Here is a 21,904-nt window from a genome sequence, read left to right on the forward strand (position 1 = left end):
TTACGATTGACTGTGCCGAAAGGTTTCATTTTATTTCAATTCAACGATTGTTACACCGGAGCCGCCTTCTCCCGCTTCGCCGAAACGGTATGAATTTACACGGGAATGTTTTTTCAAATATTGCTGAACACCTTTTTGCAGTGCGCCTGTCCCTTTGCCGTGAATAATGGAAACTTGGTGATAATTGGATAAAAGTGCATCATCCAAATACTTTTCAGTACGTGCAATCGCATCTTCATAACGTTCGCCCCGCAGATCTAATTCCAGCTTTACATGACCCGAACGGCCTCTTACCGCTGCGGATATCACTTGTTTCTTCTCTTTTTCGGGCTTAATGTATTCGAGTCCGGACTCAGGTAATTTCATTTTTAAAATACCGATTTCAACGACCCATTCTTTATCTGAAACTTTTTCTACCAGAACACCTTTTTGTCCGTAGGCCAGTACTTTCACCTCGTCGCCCGGCTGAAGCGGACGGGGAGCTGCTTTGGCTTTAATTGCTTTCTTCTTCTTTTCCGCCGGCGCTGCACCTTCCAGACGCTTCTTCGCATCAATCAGTTCATGTTCTTTTACACTTGCTCCTGCCGTCATACGAAGGGCGCGCAAATCAGAGATGACAGCTTCGGATTCAATTTTCGCCTGTTCCACAATTTTCTTCGCGCGTTCTTTTGCTGCTTCAGTTAAGCGGTCCTTCTGCTCTTCAAATTCCGCAAGCTTGGCATTCAATTCTTTTTTCAGCTGTTCAGTTTCAAGCAACAGAACGTGCGTCTGTTCCGCATCTTTTTCGGATTGCACACGGCTTGTTTCAAGTGAAGCGATCATCGAATCCACTTCTCCCCGATTTTCTCCAGTAAAACTTTTTGCCCGGTCAATAATATGGTTATGCAATCCGAGCCGTTTTGAAATTTCAAAAGCATTACTTCGTCCAGGCACGCCGATTAACAGTCTGTACGTCGGGCTCAGCGTATCAATATCGAATTCAACACTGGCATTTGCCACGCCCGGTCGGTTATATCCGTATGCCTTTAATTCCGGGTAGTGTGTTGTCGCCATCACACGTGCTCCGCTGCCATGCACTTCGTCCAGGATAGAGATTGCCAGAGCTGCCCCTTCCTGCGGATCAGTTCCCGAACCTAATTCATCAAATAATAACAGTGAACGGTCATCGAATTTCTTCAGAATATCCACTATATTCACCATATGGGAAGAGAACGTACTCAAACTTTGCTCAATTGACTGCTCGTCCCCGATATCAGCATAAATCGAATCAAACACAGCAATTTCTGAACCATCCAGCACAGGAATCGGCAATCCGGCCTGCGCCATCAGTGTGCAGAGTCCTACCGTCTTCAATGTCACCGTCTTACCGCCAGTATTCGGACCTGTAATAACGATCGTTGTGATCTCGTCACCAAATTCGATCGTATTCGCAACCGCTTCTTCGATCGGCAACAATGGATGCCGAGCTTTTGCAAGGCGCATATAGCCATCCCCATTGACTTCGGGCTTCGTACATTTATTTGCAGTGCCGTATTTTGCTTTCGCTAAAATTACATCTACTTCGGCTAATAGCTGAACCAATGTAAATAAATCATGTGCTACTGCCTGAACCTCTGCAGACAGAGCAAGAAGTATTTTCTCGATTTCTTCCTGTTCTTTCACCTTTAAACTGCGTATTTCATTATTGGCTTGAACTACCGCATCAGGTTCAATGAAAAGCGTCTGGCCTGAAGAGGACATATCATGAATCACACCGCCGTAATGAGAACGATATTCCGCTTTTACCGGAATCACATAGCGGTCATTCCGCATCGTAACGATGGCATCTGAAAGCATCTTGGAAGCGTTTTTCCCTCTTGTGTAACTTTCCAGTCTTTCTTTAACCCGGCTTTCCTGTATACGAAGACCCTGCCGAACAGATCGTAATGCAGAAGAAGCGCTGTCCATTACCCTGCCGTTATCGTCGATCGCTGCATTGATTTCATGTTCAAGACCTGTCAGGATAGGCATTGCCTGCTTGCGGCCAATTAAATGCGGAATCGAAATCTCTTCTTCCGTAATCACCGCTTCCAAAAACTGACGCAGTATTCTGCTGGCACGGATGGTGTCTGCAATATCCACTAACTCCATTGCACTTAACATCGCTCCGATTTGTGCACGCTTGGCATGCGGACGAATATCATGAATGCCGCCCATTGGCACATTTCCCCGAATTCGCAGCAATGCCAGTCCTTCATCTGTTTCTTCCAATAAACGCTGAACATCCTCTAATTGATGGGATGGAACGAGCTGCTCTACATGCGACCGGCCTGCTGACGATGTACAATGTGCAGTCACTTGCTGAATAATTTTATCAAATTCAAGTGTTTTTAAGACACGTTTTTCCAATGTCTTACACTTCCTTTCATCTACGGATTACATTTTTGATGAATTTTTCTAATGGCCATGTATTGATTACCTGATCAGCCGGCAGCCATGCTTTTTGTGCATATTCTACGCCAATCGGCATATAATCCAATTGCCCGGTCGCATGCGCATCCGTGTTGATCGCAATATTGACGCCCGCTTCCTTCGCCATAAGAAGATGCTCTGTACGCAAATCCAGACGGTACGGACTGGCATTGACCTCTAATATTTTCCCGTACTCCCCAGCCCACTTAATCAGCAGCTCCATGTCAGGATTATAGCCTTCCCGCTGTCCGATAATCCGGCCGGTCGGGTGTGCAATCATGTGAACGTGAGGATTCTTGCATGCAGAATGCAGCCGTTCCATGATCTGTTCCTGCGGCTGATTGAAACTCGAATGGATAGATGCAATAACAAAATCCAGCTGTTGCAGGATTTCATCTTCAAAGTCCAGTGTCCCGTCCGGCAAAATATCCATTTCGGTTCCGCAGAATACTTCTATATCATCGAATTTTGAGCTGACGGTACGAATTTCTTCTATTTGTGCGAGCAGCCTTTCAGGTGTTAACCCGTTGGCCACTTTTAGATAATGGGAGTGATCGGTGATGACCATATGCGAGTAACCTTTCGCACGGCAGGCTTCCACCATCTCCTCTATTGAATAGCCGCCGTCAGACCAGGTCGTGTGCATATGCAGATCAGAACGTATTAATTCCGGTGTCACAAGCTGTGAAATTTCATTCACCCGGTCAATTTCGGTTCCGTCTTTACGAATGCTTGGCGGAATAAATGGCAAATCAAAATAAGCGTAGAACTCTTCTTCACTAGCGAAGGTCTGTACATTGCCCGATTCATCTTCTACCCCATACTCACTGATCTTCAACTTCCGGCTTTTTGCCAGCTGCCGCATGCGGACATTGTGCGCAGCAGATCCAGTAAAGTGATTCAATGCGGAAGCGAATTGTTCATTGGTCACAAAACGAAAATCGGCATCTATCGGATTTTCAGTATCGAGGGAGATCGACAGTTTGGCATCCCCGCCGGCAATCACTTTTTCAACCGGCAGTGCAGCAAGAATTTTTTCGCGTACTGCTGCAGGATGTTCTGTTACCAGAATCCAATCAACGTCTGAGCTTTCTTCTTCGCGTCTGCGATAGCTGCCGGCCACATGAAACTTTTCAATTTCTTCGATCAACTGTAATTCTTTTTCGACGAAATCGACTACTTTTTCTACTTGCCAAATTGGTGTTTTACCTGAGCGTTCTGCCAGGACTTCAATTTCTCTCAGTAAATTTTCTTCCGTCTTTTTACCAAAGCCCGGTACTTTGCTCACTTTTTGCTCAACGCACGCCTGACGCAATGATTCTACTGAATCTATGTTCAGTGCCTGCCTTAGCTTGGCAATCTTTTTGCCGCCTAAACCAGGGATATTCAGCATCGGTATCAAGCCCTTCGGCACCTGGTTTTCTAACTCTTTAAGCACTTCAGATGACCCGTTTTCCATTAAATCTGTGATAACTGCTCCCGTACCTTTGCCAATACCCTTCAGTGAAAGTATGTCATCCATCTCAGAAAGGCTTCTCATATCTAATTCCAGAACAGAAGCAGCTTTGCGGAATGCCGCTACTTTAAAATGATTTTCTCCAAGCAGTTCCATATACAGTGCGATTTTTTCAAATGTACGTATAATGGTCTTTTTATTCAAATCAATACCCTCCTCACTCTGTTAAAAAAGCTTCCACGCTAAACGGGAAGCTGTCAGTTCTTATGTACTTCATCAGCCTGCGTAAACAAACCACCAATTTTTGATTGCCGATGAAATGATCGGTGTGTGTTCGAACATCGCCTTTGACAGTAATGAGTGGCGAAGGGAATTCTGGATGACCTCGGCTGGCAGAATCGCCAGAATCGACAAAAAGAAAAAAATGATGAAATAAAATTCAATAAATCCAAAACCTGCACCAAACAAGCGCGCACCAAAGCCTAATACCGGCAAATGTTTCAAAAAGTCCAGCATGGAGCCAATTAGCTGAAGCACCAATTTAACTGCCACAAAAATAAAGATAAATGCGATTAAACGATAAAATGTCATATCTAAATCTAAATGATCAAATGTCCAGCTTAATTTTGCGTCTGCTGTCGCTCCTGGATAAGGGATCCACAGGATCAGCTTTTCTGCCAGTGGTTTGTAGTACATATAGGCAACGATGATAGACACGATCAACCCAAACATATGAATGAGCTGTACAATCAGACCGCGTCGGAAACCCGTAATTAAACCGCCGACTAATAAAATAATTATCAGTAAATCAATCATATCTAGCCTCTCAACCCTTCAGCTTTTTCACTTCTTCTTCTAATTGCTGCACTTTTTCTTCTAATTTTAAGTAGTCATGCACACTATTAACGGTGGTTAATACAGCGATTTTTGTACTGTCCAAGTAGGGATTGCGTTTGCTGATTTCCCGCATCCTATCATCGACAAGCGAGGCTACATGACGTACATGGCCAGACGACTCTGTGCCAATAATTGTATAGGTCTGTCCATAAATTTCAACTGCCACTCTTGCCTTTTCTTTGTCTGCCACTATTCCGCCCTCCTCTAAAAAACCCTGTTCATAATCATACCATGAAAAACAATTGGTTGTGAATCAATAATGTCTCATAATGACATTACAGGCAGTTTAACATACCGACATTCATTATACAGGTATATTTCAGGTATACTAATAAATAAAACCTCTCAGAAAGCGAGTGAAAGATCCAGTGAGTAACCAAGTCATCGTTTTTACAGAAAAAGAAATGCCAAAAGTGCTGAATTTTTATGAGGAAGATAAAATCACGCGTAATGCACCGGGAGTAATTTTCGCTGCCAAAACAGCTGATACCTCTATCACTGCCTATCGTTCAGGCAAGGTATTATTCCAGGGGGGTGGTGCGGAACGTGAAGCTGCACGATGGAGCACTTCTTCAACACCGGCAGTTGCGAATGCGAAAAGCTCCGGAACAAAAGGCGATATCCTGCCCGAGAAATTTGCCGTTATGTCCGTACTCGGATCGGATGAAACCGGAACAGGTGATTTTTTCGGCCCAATTACAGTAGCCGCATGTTATATCAGCAGTGAAAAGATTGAACTCGTACGTGAACTAGGTGTGAAAGATTCAAAGCAGCTGACCGACACCTATATGCAGCAAATTGCCGGAGATCTGAAACAAGTCGTCCCGCATTGCGTTCTGACACTCGACAATGCCAAATACAATAAAATTCAAGGCAAAGGTTGGTCCCAGGGAAAGATTAAAGCTATCCTGCATAACCAGGCCTTACAGCAAGTGCTGGATCAAATCAAACCTGAGTATCCCGAATATATTTTAATTGACCAGTTTGCTGAGAGAAAAGTGTACTATAATCACTTAAAGAATGAGCCGGCTATCGTGCAGGAGAAAGTGCTGTTCTCAACAAAAGCGGAAAATTTGCATGTGTCGGTAGCGACCGCATCCATTCTGGCCCGCGTAGCATTTTTAGAACAAATGGATCAGCTGAGTGTGACGGCTGGCGTGACATTGCCTAAAGGAGCAGGCTCAAGAGTGGATCAGGTCGCCTGCCAGATCATTCGTAAAAAAGGCGAACCTTTTTTACAATCTATAACGAAAGCGCATTTCGCCAATACACAAAAAGCATTGAAGCTGGTTTATAAGAAATAATTTCACCAACATGAAAACCGCAACTCTCATTAATCTGAGGGCTGCGGTTTTTCGTACCTATTTTACGATCTGAGCTGCGCATTAGCCTGAACAGTTAAAGCATCCAGCACCTTATTATGCGTATTCACAACTTCTTCATCCGTCAATGTGCGTTCAGGATCAAAGTAAGTCAGTGAGAATGCCAAAGATTTCTTGCCTTCTTCTACATTTTTACCTTCATACAAATCAAACAGCTGAACATGCTTCAATAACTTACCGCCTGCTTGCTTAATAATTGCCTGCAGATTGGCTGCAGATGTATTACGGTCTACTACTAACGCAATATCACGTGACATGGAAGGATAGCGCGGTACCTGCTCGTAGAATAGTTCTCCTGCCGCTGTTTCCATAATGACACGCAAGTTCATTTCCATCACATACGTTTCCTGCAAATCGCGCTGATTCTGCACTGTTGGATGCACTTGTCCAATCATACCTACAGACTGGTCACCAAGCCATACCGTCGCAGTGCGTCCGGGATGCATTCCTTCGACAGAAGTTTTTGTGAACTGGATACGTTCAAGCAGTCCAAGCTGCTCAAACAGCCCTTCCACAATCCCTTTCATAACGAAGAAATCAACTTTTTTCGTCTCTGCCTGCCATGCATGGTGAACCCATTTACCCGTCAGCACTGCCGCGACATGCTCAACTTCTTTCGGCAGTCCATCCTCTTCAATACCTAAGAAAACAGAACCAGTTTCATACAGAGCAATTGATTCATTACGGCGTGCAATATTGTAAGAAGCTGCATCCAGAAGGTGAGGAATCAGGCTTTGGCGCAATACACTGCGCTCTTCACTCATCGGCATCAGCAATGCGGTAACAGGAGCTGTTTCAAGCGCAAATGCCTGTGCATCTTTTGGTGAAGCCAATGAATACGTCAATGCCTGTGAAAGACCTGCCGCTTCCAAAAATCTGCGGACAATTCGGCGCTTCGCCTGATATGGCGTTAAACCGCCCGGCGTACTTTCTACAACCGGCAATGTTTTTGGAATCTCGTCATAGCCGTAAAGCCGTGCGATTTCCTCAATCATGTCTTCTTTAATTCGTAAATCCTGACGCCGCGTAGGAATATCCATCACGAGCTGGCCGTTGATTGCTTCAGTCGGGATTTGCAGACGATCCATGATGGATTTCATTTCGTCCATCGGGATCTTCATGCCCAGACGATTGTTGACATAATCTGGTGACAAAATGATCCGTTCTGAAGTTTTATCCAGTTCATCAAATACTACAGAACCTTCCAACACTTCTCCGCCAGCCAGTTCAGCCATCAGCTGCGCTGCGCGTTCTGCAGCTTCTGCTACACGGTTCGGATCCACGCCTTTTTCAAAGCGTGCACTTGCATCGCTGCGAAGACCGATTTCTCTGGAAGTCTGACGCACAGATCCCGGCGCGAAATAAGCTGACTCGATAACTACTGTCACAGTTCCTTCATGCACTTCAGAATTCGCTCCGCCCATTACGCCTGCAAGTGCCACTGGCTCTTTACCATTTGTGATAACAAGCTGATTACTTTTCAGTGTGCGTTCCGCCTGATCCAGCGTCACCATTTTCTCGCCTTCATCTGCATGTCGTACGACGATTTCCTTTGTTGCAAGACGGTCATAGTCAAACGCGTGAAGCGGCTGGCCATATTCCATTAATACATAGTTCGTCACATCGACGATATTATTATGTGGACGGATGCCTGCTGACATCAACGTATTTTGAAGCCATTGAGGCGATTCAGCGACTTTGACGTTCTTTACGACTTTCGCGACATACATCGGATTATCTTCGGGAGATTCAACCGTCAGCTTTAGAAAGTCCTGTGCTTTTTTAGATGACACTTCATAAGAAATGGAAGGCAGTTTCACGTCTTTGGATAGAATCGCACCGACTTCATACGCAACGCCGAGCATGCTTAGCGCGTCGGAACGGTTCGGTGTCAGATCAAATTCCAATACTTTATCATAAAGGCCCAGATGTGATAATGCACTCTCCCCTGCCGGAGCTTCAGCCGGCAACACGTAAATGCCTTCTGCATAAGCTTTCGGAACCAGTTTCCCTTCAATTCCAAGCTCCTGGAGTGAACAGATCATGCCGTTTGACTCTTCTCCACGAAGTTTTGCCTTTTTAATCTTCATGCCGCCCGGCAAAGTTGCTCCCGGACGAGCTACGATCACTTTCTGACCTGCTGCGATATTCGGCGCTCCACAAATAATTTGTGTAACTTCTCCCCCGACATCCACCTGGCAAATATGAAGTTTATCTGCTTCCGGATGCTTTACGCAGTCCGTTACATAACCGATCACTACATTTTCCATTCCAAATGAACGGTCGATAATGCCGTCTACTTCAATCCCCGCACGCGTAATCTTTTCTGCAAGTTCTGCCGCGCTTAGTTCATTCCAGTCTATATAATTACTTAACCAATTTGTTGATACTAACATCATTACGCCTCCTTACGCCTCTGCCCGGTGGAATTGAGAAATAAAACGAATGTCATTTGTATAGAAATGACGAATGTCTTCCACTCCGTATTTTAACATTGCAATACGTTCCGGCCCCATACCGAACGCGAAACCAGTAACCTCTTCAGGGTTATAGCCGGCCATCTCAAGCACATTGGGGTGCACCATGCCTGCTCCCAAAATTTCAATCCACCCTGTTTTCTTACATACATTACAACCTGATCCGCCACATTTGAAGCAAGAAATATCCATCTCTACAGACGGTTCAGTGAATGGGAAAAAGCTGGGACGCAAACGAATTTCACGATCTGCACCGAATAATTTCTTTGCCAATAAATCAAGCGTGCCTTTTAAATCACTCATGCGAATATTTTCGCCGACGACCAATCCCTCAATCTGCGTAAATTGATGAGAGTGTGTCGCATCATCTGAGTCACGGCGATACACTTTACCCGGGCAGATAATTTTAATGGCAGCTCCTTCTTTTGCCTCCATTGTTCTAGCTTGCACGGGTGATGTATGCGTACGCAATAAAATGTCCTCTGTAATATAGAAAGAATCCTGCATGTCACGGGCCGGGTGACCTTTCGGCAGGTTAAGCGCTTCAAAGTTATAGTAATCTTTTTCTACTTCCGGCCCCTCAGCAATTTCATACCCCATACTAATGAAGAAGTCTTCAATTTCTTCCACAACACGTGTTAATGGATGATGGTTGCCAAGTTCTACTGGACGGCCCGGCAATGTGACGTCGATGGATTCTTTATCAAGCTGTTCCTGGATTGCCTGCTGTTCGAGAATTTCCTTACGCTCTTCAAGAATTTCCGTAACACTTTCACGGATTTCGTTGACGAGTGCACCCATTTTCGGGCGCTCTTCTGCTGGAAGTTTCCCCATTCCTTTTAGCAGATCTGTAATGGGTCCTTTTTTACCAAGATAGGCTACTCGTACGTCGTTTAGTTCTTTCACGGTGTTTGATTCTTTGATTTTACTCATAACTTGTTCTTTCAGTTCATGCAGTTGTTCTTTCATGTTCCATAACTCCTCTCTTTAGTTCAGTGGCGGTTCGCAATAATAGTTTTTGAAAAACAAAAAACTCGCCCCTATAAAAGGGACGAGGTCGATTTCGCGGTACCACCCTGATTAGTTTGCATCTAAAAAAGTATGATGCAAAATCACTTGAATTGGAATAACGGTCCTTTGCCGGCACGCCTTTACATTGCTGGTCCTGGCGTGCAGCTCACGGGGTGAATTCGATGGGACTTCGTTTTTTTACACTTTCAGTCGGGGTGTAAAATTCCTGTAAACGTGTTTTTTCCATGTACTGTTCCCGGTCATTGCTTTTTATTTGATTCATCTCATAGTATACCGTAATCCGATAAGGCCTTCAACAGTGAAGTCAGTGTGTCCGCAGTTTATAGAGTAAAATACCAGTTGCAACGGCTACGTTCATTGATTCAGCCTGACCATATAAAGGTATTTTTACAACTTGATCGGCTTGCGAAAGCAAATCAGGATTTACGCCGCTTCCTTCATTGCCGACCAGCAAAGCAAAGTCTGACTGCGGTTTTATTTCATTTAGAGAGACCGCTTCGTGCAGACCTGTGCCTATTAAGGAAACTTTATTAGTTTTTAAATGAATCAGCCATTCCGCAAGCTCTGCTCGAATGACAGGAATATGAAAATGTGAGCCTTGTGCAGAGCGTACGGTTTTCGGATTATATGGATCGGCACATCCTTTTCCAAGTATCACCCCGTCAAGTCCCGCAGCATCCGCCGTACGAATCATCGTACCGATATTTCCGGGATCCTGGACAGCATCGATGAGTAAAAGTTTTGTCCAATTCTTCTGTTGGGTTTCATCATATTGCGGCTGTTTACAGTAGGCAAAGACACCCTGTGTTTGCTCTGTTTCGGATATTTCCTTAGCAACCGCGGCTGTAATTTCAATAATAGGCGCCTGCCAATCAGCAGGTATCTCAATATCTTCCCTAACTAAAAGCTGAATGACAGTGCCTTCCCGTTTTAAAGCTTCTTCTACGAGATGATAGCCTTCTACAAGAAACTCTTTCGTCTGGTCTCTTTCTTTCCTGATGGTTACAAGTTTTTTCCAATGTTTCACTAATGAATTTTGTGTGGATTCGATACGCTTATTCAAGAGGCAGTACATCCTTTTTTATTTTAGTGTACCAAATGATAGTATATTTAGCGACTGTCGGGGAAAAGATATGTGCAGGAGGATGATAATATGGATTTTCAAATACGTGATGCGATTGCAGCCAATATGACAGATAATAGTTCTTCAGATGTTCGCAGTGTGATTGATGACGCAATTCAGCGCGGTGAAGAGCATCTACTGCCGGGTCTGGGTGTGTTTTTCGAACAGCTTTGGAAGCGTGCAGATGATACAGAAAAAGAACAAATGACCAATGAATTATCTCAGGCATTTGCTCAGGCACAGTAATCAGCAGAACAAAATCCCTCACTTTGAATTAATAAAGTGAGGGATTTTTTACGACTCTAAACCAAAACATGTGCTTGAAAGTCTATTTCACGGATTTGACTGTGATTACGCAGTATAGAATGGTAAGTGGGTAGAAGACCGTTTCCCTGCGTTCCAGGCGGACGCGTGTCTTACGGGCCCGCGGTGAGCCAAGCGAACAGCGAAGGGTTCGCTTTGCCGTGTTTCTGTGGTTTTTGCAGAAATTAAGGCACCTGTCGCGTACTTAGGTTGCCTGTAACGAAGGTACACTGGCTGGTGTTTTAATACTTTTTTGCGCGAGAAGGCAGTATGAGCGAAATATCTGGGACTATTACGATTGGTAAGGCGTTTCATGCAATACTTAGCATTCTGCAAAGATTTAGATCCTTGTGGTCAAAGTGTTTACAAAGTCGAGAAACGAAACCACGCCAACTTAACTCACACTCTGCCAAAAGGCAACATGAAATACATTTTCTAGCAAAAGCGTAGGCGCAACTGCGGGGTCGACCGTTGCTATGAGACAACTGGCATGCTCTTTGCCAGTAGGCTCATAGCGTAAGGCAAATCCCAGCGCCGAAGCGGGTTTTAACTGCAGCATGATTTTTGCAATACAGACATGACAAGTTTTCAAGAACCGATTTTAGTGCAGACCCTTTTTTACTGCCTGTATTATTTGGTTACATAGTGATCTTGTAACTGATCTCGAAGTGCTGCTTTCAGGAATTTACCTACGGAAGTTTTCGGAATTTCTTTTACGAAGAGGATTTCATCCGGAACCCACCAGCTTGCAAACTGGCCTTTTAGATATTCTTTCAGTTCTTCTTTTTTACTGTCATCTTCCGCTACATTTTCATTTACTACGACACAGGCTAACGGCCGTTCCATCCATTTTTCATGCGGCACAGCAATTACAGCTGCTTCATAGACGGATTCATGTGTCATAAGAGCATTTTCAAGATCCACTGACGAAATCCACTCTCCTCCGCTCTTGATCAGATCTTTCGTACGATCTGTCAGTTTCAGATAGCCGTCGGGGGTCATGACAGCAATGTCTCCTGTATAGAGCCAGCCGTCTTTGAAAGCTTCTTCAGTACGTTCGTCTTTATAATATTCGCTCGCAATCCATGGTCCTTTTATCGTGAGCTCTCCCATCGTTTTGCCGTCCCATGGAACTTCACCGTTTTCATTGACAACTCGCGTATCCAGTCCCGGCATCGTCAGGCCTTGTGTAGCTCGCATATCGATTCGCTCGTCCATCGTCAAGTCCGACATCGAGGAAGTTAGTACAGACATACTGACCAGCGGAGTCGTTTCCGTCATTCCATAACCGACGATAAACGGAATCTTATAGCCTTCTTCAAATGCCCGGATCAAGCCTTTCGGTGACGCTGACCCGCCACAGACAATGCCGCGCAAAGAAGAAAGATCACGCGATTTTTGCTGGAGTTCTTTTAATACTGCCAGCCAAATTGTCGGCACGCCGGCTGTAATTGTCACTTTTTCCGATTCGATTAAATCTAACAGCACGGCCGGATTGAATCCCGGTCCAGGCAATACTTGGGTTGTACCGAAAAATACACCCGCAAACGGCATTCCCCATGCGTTGACATGGAACATCGGCACAACCGACATCGCAATATCACGCTCACTCATACCCATTGCATCTGCCAGACCAAGTGCATAGCTATGCAAAACTAATCCGCGGTGTGTATAAATGACGCCTTTTGGCTGCCCCGTTGTCGCAGATGTATAGCAGAGACCAGCTGGTGTATTTTCATCCAAGTCTTCCGGATAATCATACTCATCGGAAGCTTTTTCAAGCAATGCTTCATAAGAATGCACATTCTCAAGTGAAGTTTCAGGCAGTTCTTTACTATCGCTCATGATGACAAAATGTTTCACCGTTTTCAGCATGGGAGCCATTTTTTCTAAATGAGGAAAGAATTCTTCATCAACTAGTAAAATTTCATCTTCTGCGTGATTAATAATATAGACGATATGTTCCGGTGACAGACGGATATTGATCATATGAAGAATCGCTCCAGTACAAGGAACACCGAAATAGGCTTCTAAATGACGGTGGTGGTTCCAAGCAAATGTGCCGACCTTTGTGCCTTTCTCCATACCGAGATCGGTTAGAGCGTTGGAAAGTTTTCGAGTTCTTTTCGCCCACTCTTTGTACGTAAATCTCTGAATCGTCTGTTCACCCGTACGTGAAATCACCATTTTATTAGGAAAAAATCGTTCCGCTCTTCTGATAAATGAAGATAAAATAAGTGGTGTCTGCATCATATCCATCCGCTCCTCTTTTATAAAAGTGAAAATCATCAATCCATCGTCTGAACAACTGATCAATTACTTGTCCTGCAAGATTCACTGAAAAGAATATGTGCGCAAGTTGATGGACGGACTCCCGGATGTAGTCTATGCGCAGATTGGCCTTACTATGAAAAAATGTACATTATATAGAGTATACACATTACCTGATTATTCTGTCTACATTGAATCTATTGAAACTTATTTTGTGTCCAGAAAAATGCGTCCACTCCGAGTGCAGTCAGAGTTCCAAACACTATAGACCAGGCTGCAAGACTGATGAATAGCCATACTGCCGTTTGTTTTTTGGAAGAACCGAGAGCAAGTGCTAGAAATGCCGCTAAATGAGAGCCTATTAAAATTGGACCAAGCAGAGCCAGGCCGGGTATTCCATAACGCCGCCAAATATTTTCTGCTCGTACTGTCCTCTTTGAAAGCTTAGTTACTTCGCTTTTCTTTCTGTTTTCCCACCAATTTTTGAGCCTCTGAAAAATAAGAATCTCAAGTATGATTGTTGATGCATTACCTAAAAAACCTAATATAATAGCGACGGGGACCGGCAACCCCCGAACAATACCTAGCGGAACCGCCACTAAGATTTCTATGCCTGGCACCGCGGCCGCAAAAAACACTAGCAAATATGTGAGCAAAATAGCTTCCCCCTCCAAATCGGTTGCTAATAGTATAGCAAATCAAGTTCTGCTGCAATGTAAAAAGGCTGCTTTCCACACCTAACGGAAAGCAGCCGGTCATTCATTTGATTATAATAATGAAGCTAAAATTGCTTTTTGTGCGTGCAGTCGGTTTCCTGCCTGCTGGAATACGTAAGAATTCGGTCCGTCAATTACCGAAGCAGCCACTTCTTCTTCACGGTGAGCCGGAAGACAGTGTAAGAACACATAGTCCTTGTTGGCATTGCCTACCAACTGGTCATTGATTTGGAAGTCTTTAAAGTCTACTAAACGCTTCGCTGACTCCGCTTCCTGTCCCATGCTCGTCCAGACATCCGTATAGATTGCATCCGACGCTGCAGCCGCCTCAATTGGATCATACGTCGCCATTACGCTGCCGCCGTTCTGTTCGGCAATTTTCTTCGCTTTTTCAAGCAGAGCTGCATTATATTCATAGCCTTCCGGTGTCGCGACTGCTACATGCATCCCCATATGGGCACCTGCAATAACTAAGGAATGTGCTACATTATTACCGTCTCCGATATACGAGAGCTTCAGACCCTTCAAGTCGCCTTTGACTTCTTTTATCGTCAATAAATCTGCCATCGCCTGACATGGATGGAATATATCCGTCAAGCCGTTAATGACCGGAACGGATGTATGCTCTGCCAGTTCTTCGACCATTTTATGCGACTTTGCGCGAATCATTACACCGTCAAGGAATTCTGACAGCACGTGGCCTGTGTCATGCACAGATTCTCCGCGGCCGATCTGCAAATCGCGCGCGTTCATGAATATGCCGTGTCCGCCCAAGTGAATCATGCCGACTTCGAATGAAATCCGTGTGCGTGTGGAATGTTTCTCAAAGATCATTCCAAGCGTCTTGCCTGCCAATAAAGGCGGCATCACTCCCGCCAGCGTATCTTGTTTCATATCATATGCAAGCTGCAATAAATAAGCAATTTCATCACTGGAATAATCCAGCAGTGTCAAGAAGTCGCGGCCTTTTAAGCTTTCTTGTGTGATAAGTGATTTTTCGGAATTTATTTTTGTCATGTATAGTTCCCCTGCCATCCATTTGAAGTATGTATGGAATAGTATACATATGTATAATTATGAAGTCAAATGAATTTTTATAACATTTTACATATGGAAAAGCGGTGCCGAAAAGGCGCCGCTTTCTCTAAAATCCACTTATTCAAATGTAATCTTTTTAACTGTTTCCGAATCCAGACGTTTCATAAGCTCCACGAGCAGTTTGACGGTGTTCTCAAAATCTTTGCGGTGCAGGATAGCAGCATGGCTATGAATGTAGCGGGTTGGAATACAGATCGACAGCGTCGGTACACCCGTTCCGCTGACATGGATAGATCCGCCGTCCGTTCCGCCGCCTGCCATGGTAGAAAATTGATAAGGCACACCAATTTCTTCTGCCGTTTCTACCACAAAGTTGCGCAATCCTCTGTGAGAAACCAAAGAAGCATCATATAGAAGGATTTGAGGGCCGTCTCCCAAATTGCCGACAGATTCTTTCGCCGTAACGCCTGGTGTGTCCCCAGCGATTCCAACATCTACTGCAAAACCAATGTCCGGCTGAATTTTATTGGCGGCCGTTTTAGCACCGCGCAGCCCGACCTCTTCCTGAATGGCGCCTACACTGTACAGGCGATTGGGATGCTTTTCATTTTTCAGCTGTTTCATGACCTCTACCGCAATGGCACAGCCGATTCGATTGTCCCAGGCTTTTGCGAGTAAAAAGTTCTCATTCTTCATGACGGTAAATTCAAAATAAGGCACAGCCATATCACCGGGAAGTACACCCCATGAAAGAACTTCTTCCTTAGAGACCGCACCGACGTCAATGAACATATCCTTAATGTCGACAGGTTTTTTACGTGCTTCCGGCGTCAAGATATGCGGCGGTTTCGATCCAATGACGCCTGTAATCGTTTCTCCTGCGCCAGTGACGATGGATACACGCTGGGCGAGCATCACTTGTGACCACCAGCCTCCTACTGTCTGGAAGTAAATAAAACCTTTATCGTCAATTCTTGTGACCATGAATCCGACTTCGTCCAAGTGACCGGCGAGCATCACTTTCGGACCGTTGACATCGCCTGCTTTGCTTGCGATCAATGAGCCGAGCCCGTCGTATTCGATTTCATCGGCGTAAGGTTCGATATGTTTTTTCATCGCTTCACGGGCTTCCCTTTCGTTCCCCGGGATACCGCGCGCATCTGTCAGTTCTTTCAACATTTCTAACGTTTCATCCAGTTTCATAAATCTTTCTCCTCCTCTTTACTATTTTTCACTAAATCTTACAGCAATTCTTTGCGGATCTCTGCAGGTGATTTAGGTGACAGCAGTCCCGGTGCAACGTCGTAAACCGTTTTGGCGCCTATATCGCCTTTTTGCTGTAATTTATGGGCAGCTCTTGCATAAGCGACCAATACACTGGAAGTAAATTCCGGGTTGCTGTCGAGTTTCAATGAAAATTCAATCACCTGGTCTATGCTGTCACCCGTTTTACCGCTTCTGATAACGAATCCGCCGTGCGGCATTTTCGCATGGTCGCGGCGAAGCTCTTCTTCTGTAATGAAGTTCACCGTCGTGTCATAATCCGCAAAATAATCCGGCATCGTACTAATCGTTTCGCGGACTTGTGCTTCGCTCGCCCCTTCTTCTAGAACCACATAACATTCGCGTGTGTGTTTTTCTTTTGTGGAAAGTTCGGGCTGTTCGCCATTGCGTACTCGGTTCATTGCATCTTCTGCCGGCAAGGTGTACTGTACGCCTGCCTTGACGCCGTCTACCCGTCTTACTGCATCCGAATGTCCCTGGCTCAGTCCCTTGCCCCAAAAAGTATATGTTTCTCCTTCAGGCAAAATGGCTTCGCCCATCATACGGTTGATGGAGAACAATCCCGGATCCCAGCCCACTGAAATGATGGCTGTTTTCCCTGCTGACTGGGCAGACTCATCCACTGCAGCAAAATAGTCCGGTATTTTCGCATGTGTATCAAAACTGTCTACCGTCGTAAAATGCTTCGCCAATGCAGGACCCTGTTCAGGCAGGTCATTTTTCGAACCGCCGCATAATATCAGGACATCGATGTCTTCTTTAAATGATTCGATTTGGTCTAATTTGTGAACGGGAACTTGATCAGACAATAATTGCACATCCTCAGGTTCTCTGCGGGTGAATACGCCCACCAGCGCCATATCTTCATTTTGACTAATCGCAGACTCTACACCGCGTCCCAGATTACCGTATCCTGCAATTCCTACTCGAATTTTATTATTCAAGACAACACATTCCCTTCTGCTTTCTTATTTACCTTTCTCATTTTACCGTGAAGGTTGCAAGATTGCGAATATTTATCGCAAAGCATTTACGTTCATTTCAGTTAGTTTCATGGTAAAATAGAGGATAGTTGAATTATTTGTAAAGTAGGGATCTTAAATGCGCTTCTTTGTCTATCTAATCGTGTTCTTCTCGTTCTTTGATTTATTTTCGCAACTTCCTGTCATCAGCCCTTTTGCGAGTTCACTTGTTGACTCCTCGTTCATTGTGGGCCTGTCTGTCGGAATCTATTCATTTGCGAATATTTTCGGAAACATCATTTCAGGCATTTTGACTGACCGCAGAGGACCGTTCTATATTCTTCTTGTCGGACTTCTAACTTCCGCTTTGTCGTTGTTTTCTTATGCGCTTATTGAAGGCTCTGCCACGCTGATCGGTATTCGGTTCCTTCACGGACTGACAGAAGGGCTGATTATTCCAGCTGCGTTTACATTCCTGGCTAATGGCTCTGAACGTTCAAAACGTGGACGGAATGCTGCGATTTCCGGAGCATTTGTTGGATTAGCTGCCATTTTCGGACCGGCATACAGCGGAATTGTTTCTGTTAAAACGAGTGTCGTTACGATCATGGCCATCAATGGTGTCTTCATGGTACTTTTGACAATCGGTGCTTTTATTTTCTTGCGCTCCTTTACATATGTCAGAAAGGTAAAGACAGAAGCTCAAAAAGCTGTAAAACCATTGTCATTCTTTAAACATCCGGGAATTATCCGGGCGTTTCTCGGCGCATTCTTCTTGATGTTTTCACAAGGCGTACTTGCTCTGGTCCTTCCCTTGAAAGTGGAGTATCTGCAGTATGATGCGAAAACAACCGGCATGTTGCTGAGTGTTTTCGGCCTGGTGGCAGTGCTGATTTTCCTGCTGCCTGTCAATCGGATATTTGATAAGGCGCGCCCTATGCTGACATTGGCTTTTGGATTGTTTTTGATGAGCGGCAGTATGCTGTTCCTTTCCCAAGTGGATACTTTATCACTCATGATGACAGCAATGATCGTCTATGGTACAGGATTTGCCCTTCTGTTCCCTTCGATTAACTCCTTGTTGATCGACTCCACAGTTCCTGAATCACGCGGAAAAGCGTACGGATTCTTTTATGCGTTCTTTTCATTCGGTGTGGTCGTTGGTTCGAGTGCAATCGGTATACTGAATTTAGAATTCCATCATGCTTTCATGTTAGCAAGCGGCATTTTACTGATTGCTGGTATTTTCACTATCATTGGCTTACGGCAAGATATTCGGCCTGTTGACAAAACTTCGACAATCCAGTAATGTTTCTCTAGAATAGAATAACCCGTCCGGGAGAGGTTCATAGCGACCCTCTATAAAAAACTATGGATGATGAATTTCGCCATGTCCATACATGGCGTTTTTTTATTTTCAGCCGCTTTTTTCGCTGGGATAGATTAGTAAATTCAACCCGTCTATGAACCTCCCTGACCAATAAATCAGGAGGTTTTTTACATGACAGGAAGAGATGAAGCAACACTGCAGGATTTAACGTTATTGGGGAATCAGAAGACAGTTTATGATTATTCGTATAATCCGGGCTTACTGGAAGCGATTGATAATTTACACCACGAACGAGATTACTTCGTAAAGTTTAATTGCCCAGAGTTCACGTCTTTATGTCCTCAAACAGGGCAGCCCGACTTTGCAACGATTTATATCAGTTTCATTCCGGATCGAAAATTAGTAGAGAGCAAATCGCTAAAACTCTATTTATTCAGCTTCCGCAATCATGGCGATTTTCATGAGGACTGCGTCAACTCTATCATGCTGGATTTAGTGAATCTTTTGGAGCCTCGCTATATCGAAGTGTGGGGGAAGTTCACTCCGCGCGGCGGATTATCCATCGACCCGTATTGCAATTATGGAAAACCGGGGACGAAATTTGAAGGAATGGCTGAACAGCGTTTGTTCCAGCATGATCTCTATCCTGAGAAAGTGGATAACCGGTGATCAGACGATGAGATATTATTTAAGCGGAACCTTTGTCGGTTTACTCATTCTATCAAATATATTAGCAGTCAAATTGGTCAGCCTTGGCAGTTGGATTGTGCTTCCGGCAGCAGCCGTTGTCTATGTATGCACCTACCCCATTTTAGATGTGCTGACGGAAACATATGGTAAGGAAGCAGCACGTCAGACCGTTTTCACTGGTTTATTTGTACAATTGCTGTCGACGTTTTTCATCTGGCTGGCTATTAATCTGCCTGCTGCACCTTTTTACGAAGAACAGCAAGCATTTGAAACCATTTTTTCAGCGGGCTTTCGCGTTACACTTGCCAGTTTGGCAGCTTATGTTGTCAGTCAAAATTTGGATGTAACGATTTTCCATAAGCTTAAGGAAAAGCATGGCGAGAAGAAGTTATGGATACGTAATAATGCCTCTACCATGGCAAGCCAGCTTGTCGATACGGTCATTTTCATTGTGATCGCTTTTTATGGTACGATGCCATTTACCGCGTTACTTGGTCTGATTGCAGCACAATACGTATTTAAATTTGCCGTTGCGGTGATTGATACACCCGTTGTCTATATGCTTGTGGCGATTTGCCGAAAAATCGAAGCTAAGAAAAACCACAAGCCGGATTCGCAGACAGATGCAAGTTCGATAGTAACGACTCAATAAAAAGAAGGAGCCTGTCCAATCAATAATTGATTGGTCAGGCTCCTTTTATGCTTGCTGGTGGGAATATGAGTCGATAACTTCCAAAAACACATCTCCGTAACGCTCGAGTTTTGTTTGCCCTACTCCCTGAACGGTCAGCAATTCTTCATCGGTAGCGGGCATTTTTGCTACCATATCACGAAGAGTTTTGTCTGAGAAAATAACAAATGGCGGCACACCTGCCTCCTGAGCAAGCTTCAGGCGGAGTGAACGGAGCTTATTGAACAGCGGATCGTCTTTCGCAATAACTGTCGTAACCATCTCGCCTTTGCGCCATACTTTTACCTTTCCAAGCAGGACGTCCTTGCCCTCTTCGGTCACGAAAATAATTGGAAACGGGCCACTCTCCACTTGAAGATAATTCTCTGAAATCAAGAATTCTATAAAATCTGCTACGTCTTTAGCTTTGCGTTCTTTCATCAGCCCGTATGTAGACAGTTTTTCAAAATCAAATTCCTGCATCTTCTTATTTTTCGAACCTGTCAGCACTTGCGCAACCATTGTTTTGCCGAATCGCTGCCCCATGCGGATGACGCAGGAAAGGACTTTTTGTGTATCGACTGTGACATCGAACTGCTCGCGCGTATCTGTACAGTTTCCGCAGCGTTTGCAGTCCTCTGCATCCTTTTCACCGAAATATGTGATAATGTGCTTCTGGAGACAGCCTTCAGTATGACAGTAATCTACCATTACCTGCATTTTTTTTATTTCATTCGAAATGCGGGCAGGATCGGGAGACTGCTCGATTAAAAAACGCTGTGTCTGCACGTCCTGTGATGAAAACAAAAGATAGCAGTCACTGTCAAGACCGTCACGCCCCGCTCTGCCTGCTTCCTGGTAATAGCTCTCCATGTTTTTAGGCATCTGATAATGAATGACGTAGCGGATATTCGATTTATCAATCCCCATGCCGAAAGCGTTCGTTGCGACCATGACACGCGCTTCTTCCATAATAAAACGATCTTGCTGTATCTGACGTTCCTGATCAGGCAGGCCGGCATGATACTTCGCTGCTGGAATGCCGTTTTTTTGCAGTGTTGTGTAGACCTGCTCTACTGCTTTTCGTGTCGCCGCGTATATAATACCTGATTCATTATTATTCTTTTTTGTATAGTCTTTTACAAACTGATCCCGATTTTGTCCTTTAACAACAGAAAAAACTAAATTACTTCTTTCAAAACCGGTAACTACCCGGCTCTCAGGCGGTATTTGTAATTGCTGACAAATATCTTCCTGCACTTCCGGAGTCGCTGTTGCGGTCAATGCCAGAATAATTGGCCGGCTGTTCAAGTAATCTAGAATACGATGGATATTCCGGTAACTTGGACGGAAATCATGTCCCCATTGTGAAATACAATGAGCTTCATCGATTGCAATCAAAGGAATGTTCATTTTCTGCAATTGATTTAGAAATGACTCCGACTCGAGCCGTTCAGGGGCCACGTATAATAGTTTATACATGCCTTCCCTTGCGTTATCCATCGTCCCGAAATATTCTTCTGAAGACAGGGTGCTATTGATGTATGCTGCAGGAATACCCAGCTGATGCAGTGCATCTACTTGGTCTTTCATCAAGGAAATCAGCGGGGAAATGACAAGAACGGTGCCCTCCATTGCCAATGCAGGCACCTGGTAACAAACAGACTTACCGCCCCCTGTAGGCATTACACAAAGTGTATCATCACCATTCAGTACTTGATCGATGACACGCTGCTGACCTTCCCTGAATGCAGAATAGCCAAAATATTGTTCCAGTATATCTAATGGATTCCGAACGATCCTCACCTCCTACTTTATCATG

Annotated in this window: 18 protein-coding genes, 1 riboswitch and 1 other annotated feature; of the genes, 5 read left to right on the forward strand and 13 right to left on the reverse strand. The window is 44.6% G+C overall.

Annotation, left to right across the window (positions count from 1 at the left end):
* Positions 1 to 30: 30 nt before the first annotated feature.
* The 4 genes from NCCP2331_RS12675 to zapA all read right to left on the reverse strand — a co-directional run bounded on the left by NCCP2331_RS12675 (position 31) and on the right by zapA (position 4,994).
* Positions 31 to 2,388, reverse strand: coding sequence for an endonuclease MutS2 (locus NCCP2331_RS12675; RefSeq protein ID WP_251671117.1), 2,358 nt, complete (start codon positions 2,386 to 2,388; stop codon positions 31 to 33).
* Positions 2,389 to 2,404: 16 nt separating this feature from the next.
* Positions 2,405 to 4,111, reverse strand: coding sequence for a DNA polymerase/3'-5' exonuclease PolX (gene polX / locus NCCP2331_RS12680; protein ID WP_153721416.1), 1,707 nt, complete (start codon positions 4,109 to 4,111; stop codon positions 2,405 to 2,407).
* 72 nt (positions 4,112 to 4,183) lie between these two features.
* Positions 4,184 to 4,723: a CvpA family protein gene (locus NCCP2331_RS12685; protein ID WP_251671119.1), complete on the reverse strand. Its 540-nt coding sequence runs from the start codon at positions 4,721 to 4,723 to the stop codon at positions 4,184 to 4,186.
* A gap of 10 nt (positions 4,724 to 4,733) precedes the next feature.
* A complete protein-coding gene (gene zapA, locus NCCP2331_RS12690; protein ID WP_251671121.1) occupies positions 4,734 to 4,994 on the reverse strand; it encodes a cell division protein ZapA in 261 nt (86 codons plus the stop codon).
* A gap of 178 nt (positions 4,995 to 5,172) precedes the next feature.
* Between zapA and rnhC the strand changes: the two genes are divergently transcribed.
* Positions 5,173 to 6,108, forward strand: a complete 936-nt coding sequence (rnhC, locus tag NCCP2331_RS12695) for a ribonuclease HIII (protein ID WP_251671123.1) — start codon at positions 5,173 to 5,175, stop codon at positions 6,106 to 6,108.
* Between the two features lie 62 nt (positions 6,109 to 6,170).
* On the opposite strand, the gene pheT is transcribed toward rnhC, so the two are convergent.
* The 3 genes from pheT to NCCP2331_RS12710 form a co-directional block, all read right to left on the reverse strand.
* Positions 6,171 to 8,582 (reverse strand): phenylalanine--tRNA ligase subunit beta, encoded by a 2,412-nt coding sequence (gene pheT, locus NCCP2331_RS12700; RefSeq protein WP_251671125.1) that lies wholly within the window; start codon positions 8,580 to 8,582, stop codon positions 6,171 to 6,173.
* Positions 8,583 to 8,594: 12 nt separating this feature from the next.
* A complete protein-coding gene (pheS, locus tag NCCP2331_RS12705) occupies positions 8,595 to 9,632 on the reverse strand; it encodes a phenylalanine--tRNA ligase subunit alpha (protein WP_153721421.1) in 1,038 nt (345 codons plus the stop codon).
* Between the two features lie 75 nt (positions 9,633 to 9,707).
* Positions 9,708 to 9,947: a binding site (T-box leader), on the reverse strand.
* 52 nt (positions 9,948 to 9,999) lie between these two features.
* On the reverse strand, positions 10,000 to 10,770 hold the full coding sequence (locus NCCP2331_RS12710) for a TrmH family RNA methyltransferase (RefSeq protein ID WP_251671127.1): 771 nt from the start codon (positions 10,768 to 10,770) through the stop codon (positions 10,000 to 10,002).
* A gap of 78 nt (positions 10,771 to 10,848) precedes the next feature.
* Between NCCP2331_RS12710 and sspI the strand changes: the two genes are divergently transcribed.
* Positions 10,849 to 11,064, forward strand: coding sequence for a small acid-soluble spore protein SspI (gene sspI / locus NCCP2331_RS12715; RefSeq protein WP_251671129.1), 216 nt, complete (start codon positions 10,849 to 10,851; stop codon positions 11,062 to 11,064).
* A 687-nt stretch (positions 11,065 to 11,751) separates the two neighbouring features.
* Here the strand turns inward: sspI and NCCP2331_RS12720 are convergent.
* The 5 genes from NCCP2331_RS12720 to NCCP2331_RS12740 form a co-directional block, all read right to left on the reverse strand.
* Positions 11,752 to 13,374 (reverse strand): long-chain fatty acid--CoA ligase, encoded by a 1,623-nt coding sequence (locus tag NCCP2331_RS12720; RefSeq protein WP_251671180.1) that lies wholly within the window; start codon positions 13,372 to 13,374, stop codon positions 11,752 to 11,754.
* A 215-nt stretch (positions 13,375 to 13,589) separates the two neighbouring features.
* Complete coding sequence (locus NCCP2331_RS12725) at positions 13,590 to 14,048, reverse strand: small multi-drug export protein (protein ID WP_153721424.1); 459 nt, start codon at positions 14,046 to 14,048, stop codon at positions 13,590 to 13,592.
* 111 nt (positions 14,049 to 14,159) lie between these two features.
* Positions 14,160 to 15,125, reverse strand: a complete 966-nt coding sequence (gene argF, locus NCCP2331_RS12730) for an ornithine carbamoyltransferase (protein WP_251671131.1) — start codon at positions 15,123 to 15,125, stop codon at positions 14,160 to 14,162.
* 138 nt (positions 15,126 to 15,263) lie between these two features.
* A complete protein-coding gene (locus NCCP2331_RS12735; RefSeq protein ID WP_251671132.1) occupies positions 15,264 to 16,349 on the reverse strand; it encodes a M42 family metallopeptidase in 1,086 nt (361 codons plus the stop codon).
* Between the two features lie 38 nt (positions 16,350 to 16,387).
* Entirely contained in the window at positions 16,388 to 17,374 is a 987-nt protein-coding gene (locus NCCP2331_RS12740; protein WP_251671133.1) for a diaminopimelate dehydrogenase, read from the reverse strand.
* A gap of 157 nt (positions 17,375 to 17,531) precedes the next feature.
* Here NCCP2331_RS12740 and NCCP2331_RS12745 point away from each other — a divergent pair, with 157 nt between their 5' ends.
* From NCCP2331_RS12745 to NCCP2331_RS12755, 3 genes are all read left to right on the forward strand, one after another.
* Complete coding sequence (locus NCCP2331_RS12745) at positions 17,532 to 18,701, forward strand: MFS transporter (RefSeq protein WP_251671134.1); 1,170 nt, start codon at positions 17,532 to 17,534, stop codon at positions 18,699 to 18,701.
* Between the two features lie 26 nt (positions 18,702 to 18,727).
* Positions 18,728 to 18,771, forward strand: a riboswitch (PreQ1 riboswitch).
* A 122-nt stretch (positions 18,772 to 18,893) separates the two neighbouring features.
* Positions 18,894 to 19,391, forward strand: a complete 498-nt coding sequence (queF, locus tag NCCP2331_RS12750; protein ID WP_251671135.1) for a preQ(1) synthase — start codon at positions 18,894 to 18,896, stop codon at positions 19,389 to 19,391.
* 7 nt (positions 19,392 to 19,398) lie between these two features.
* A complete protein-coding gene (locus NCCP2331_RS12755) occupies positions 19,399 to 20,064 on the forward strand; it encodes a queuosine precursor transporter (protein ID WP_251671136.1) in 666 nt (221 codons plus the stop codon).
* Between the two features lie 45 nt (positions 20,065 to 20,109).
* Here the strand turns inward: NCCP2331_RS12755 and recQ are convergent, their stop codons facing one another.
* Complete coding sequence (recQ, locus tag NCCP2331_RS12760; protein WP_251671182.1) at positions 20,110 to 21,882, reverse strand: DNA helicase RecQ; 1,773 nt, start codon at positions 21,880 to 21,882, stop codon at positions 20,110 to 20,112.
* Between the last annotated feature and the right edge of the window lie 22 nt (positions 21,883 to 21,904).

Origin of the sequence: Sporosarcina sp. NCCP-2331 (assembly GCF_023707945.1) — a bacterium.
GTDB classification, from domain to species: Bacteria; Bacillota; Bacilli; order Bacillales_A; family Planococcaceae; genus Sporosarcina; species Sporosarcina cascadiensis.

Bases quoted from the DNA above. Each gene is read 5' to 3' on its own strand.
- NCCP2331_RS12685 (WP_251671119.1), bottom strand. From the start codon at position 4,723: ATGATTGATTTACTGATAATTATTTTATTAGTCGGCGGTTTAATTACG.
- pheT (WP_251671125.1), bottom strand. From the start codon at position 8,582: ATGTTAGTATCAACAAATTGGTTAAGTAATTATATAGACTGGAATGAA.
- pheS (WP_153721421.1), bottom strand. From the start codon at position 9,632: ATGAAAGAACAACTGCATGAACTGAAAGAACAAGTTATGAGTAAAATC.
- NCCP2331_RS12710 (WP_251671127.1), bottom strand. From the start codon at position 10,770: ATGTACTGCCTCTTGAATAAGCGTATCGAATCCACACAAAATTCATTA.
- sspI (WP_251671129.1), top strand. From the start codon at position 10,849: ATGGATTTTCAAATACGTGATGCGATTGCAGCCAATATGACAGATAAT.
- NCCP2331_RS12720 (WP_251671180.1), bottom strand. From the start codon at position 13,374: ATGATGCAGACACCACTTATTTTATCTTCATTTATCAGAAGAGCGGAA.
- argF (WP_251671131.1), bottom strand. From the start codon at position 15,125: ATGACAAAAATAAATTCCGAAAAATCACTTATCACACAAGAAAGCTTA.
- NCCP2331_RS12735 (WP_251671132.1), bottom strand. From the start codon at position 16,349: ATGAAACTGGATGAAACGTTAGAAATGTTGAAAGAACTGACAGATGCG.
- NCCP2331_RS12745 (WP_251671134.1), top strand. From the start codon at position 17,532: ATGCGCTTCTTTGTCTATCTAATCGTGTTCTTCTCGTTCTTTGATTTA.
- queF (WP_251671135.1), top strand. From the start codon at position 18,894: ATGACAGGAAGAGATGAAGCAACACTGCAGGATTTAACGTTATTGGGG.
- NCCP2331_RS12755 (WP_251671136.1), top strand. From the start codon at position 19,399: ATGAGATATTATTTAAGCGGAACCTTTGTCGGTTTACTCATTCTATCA.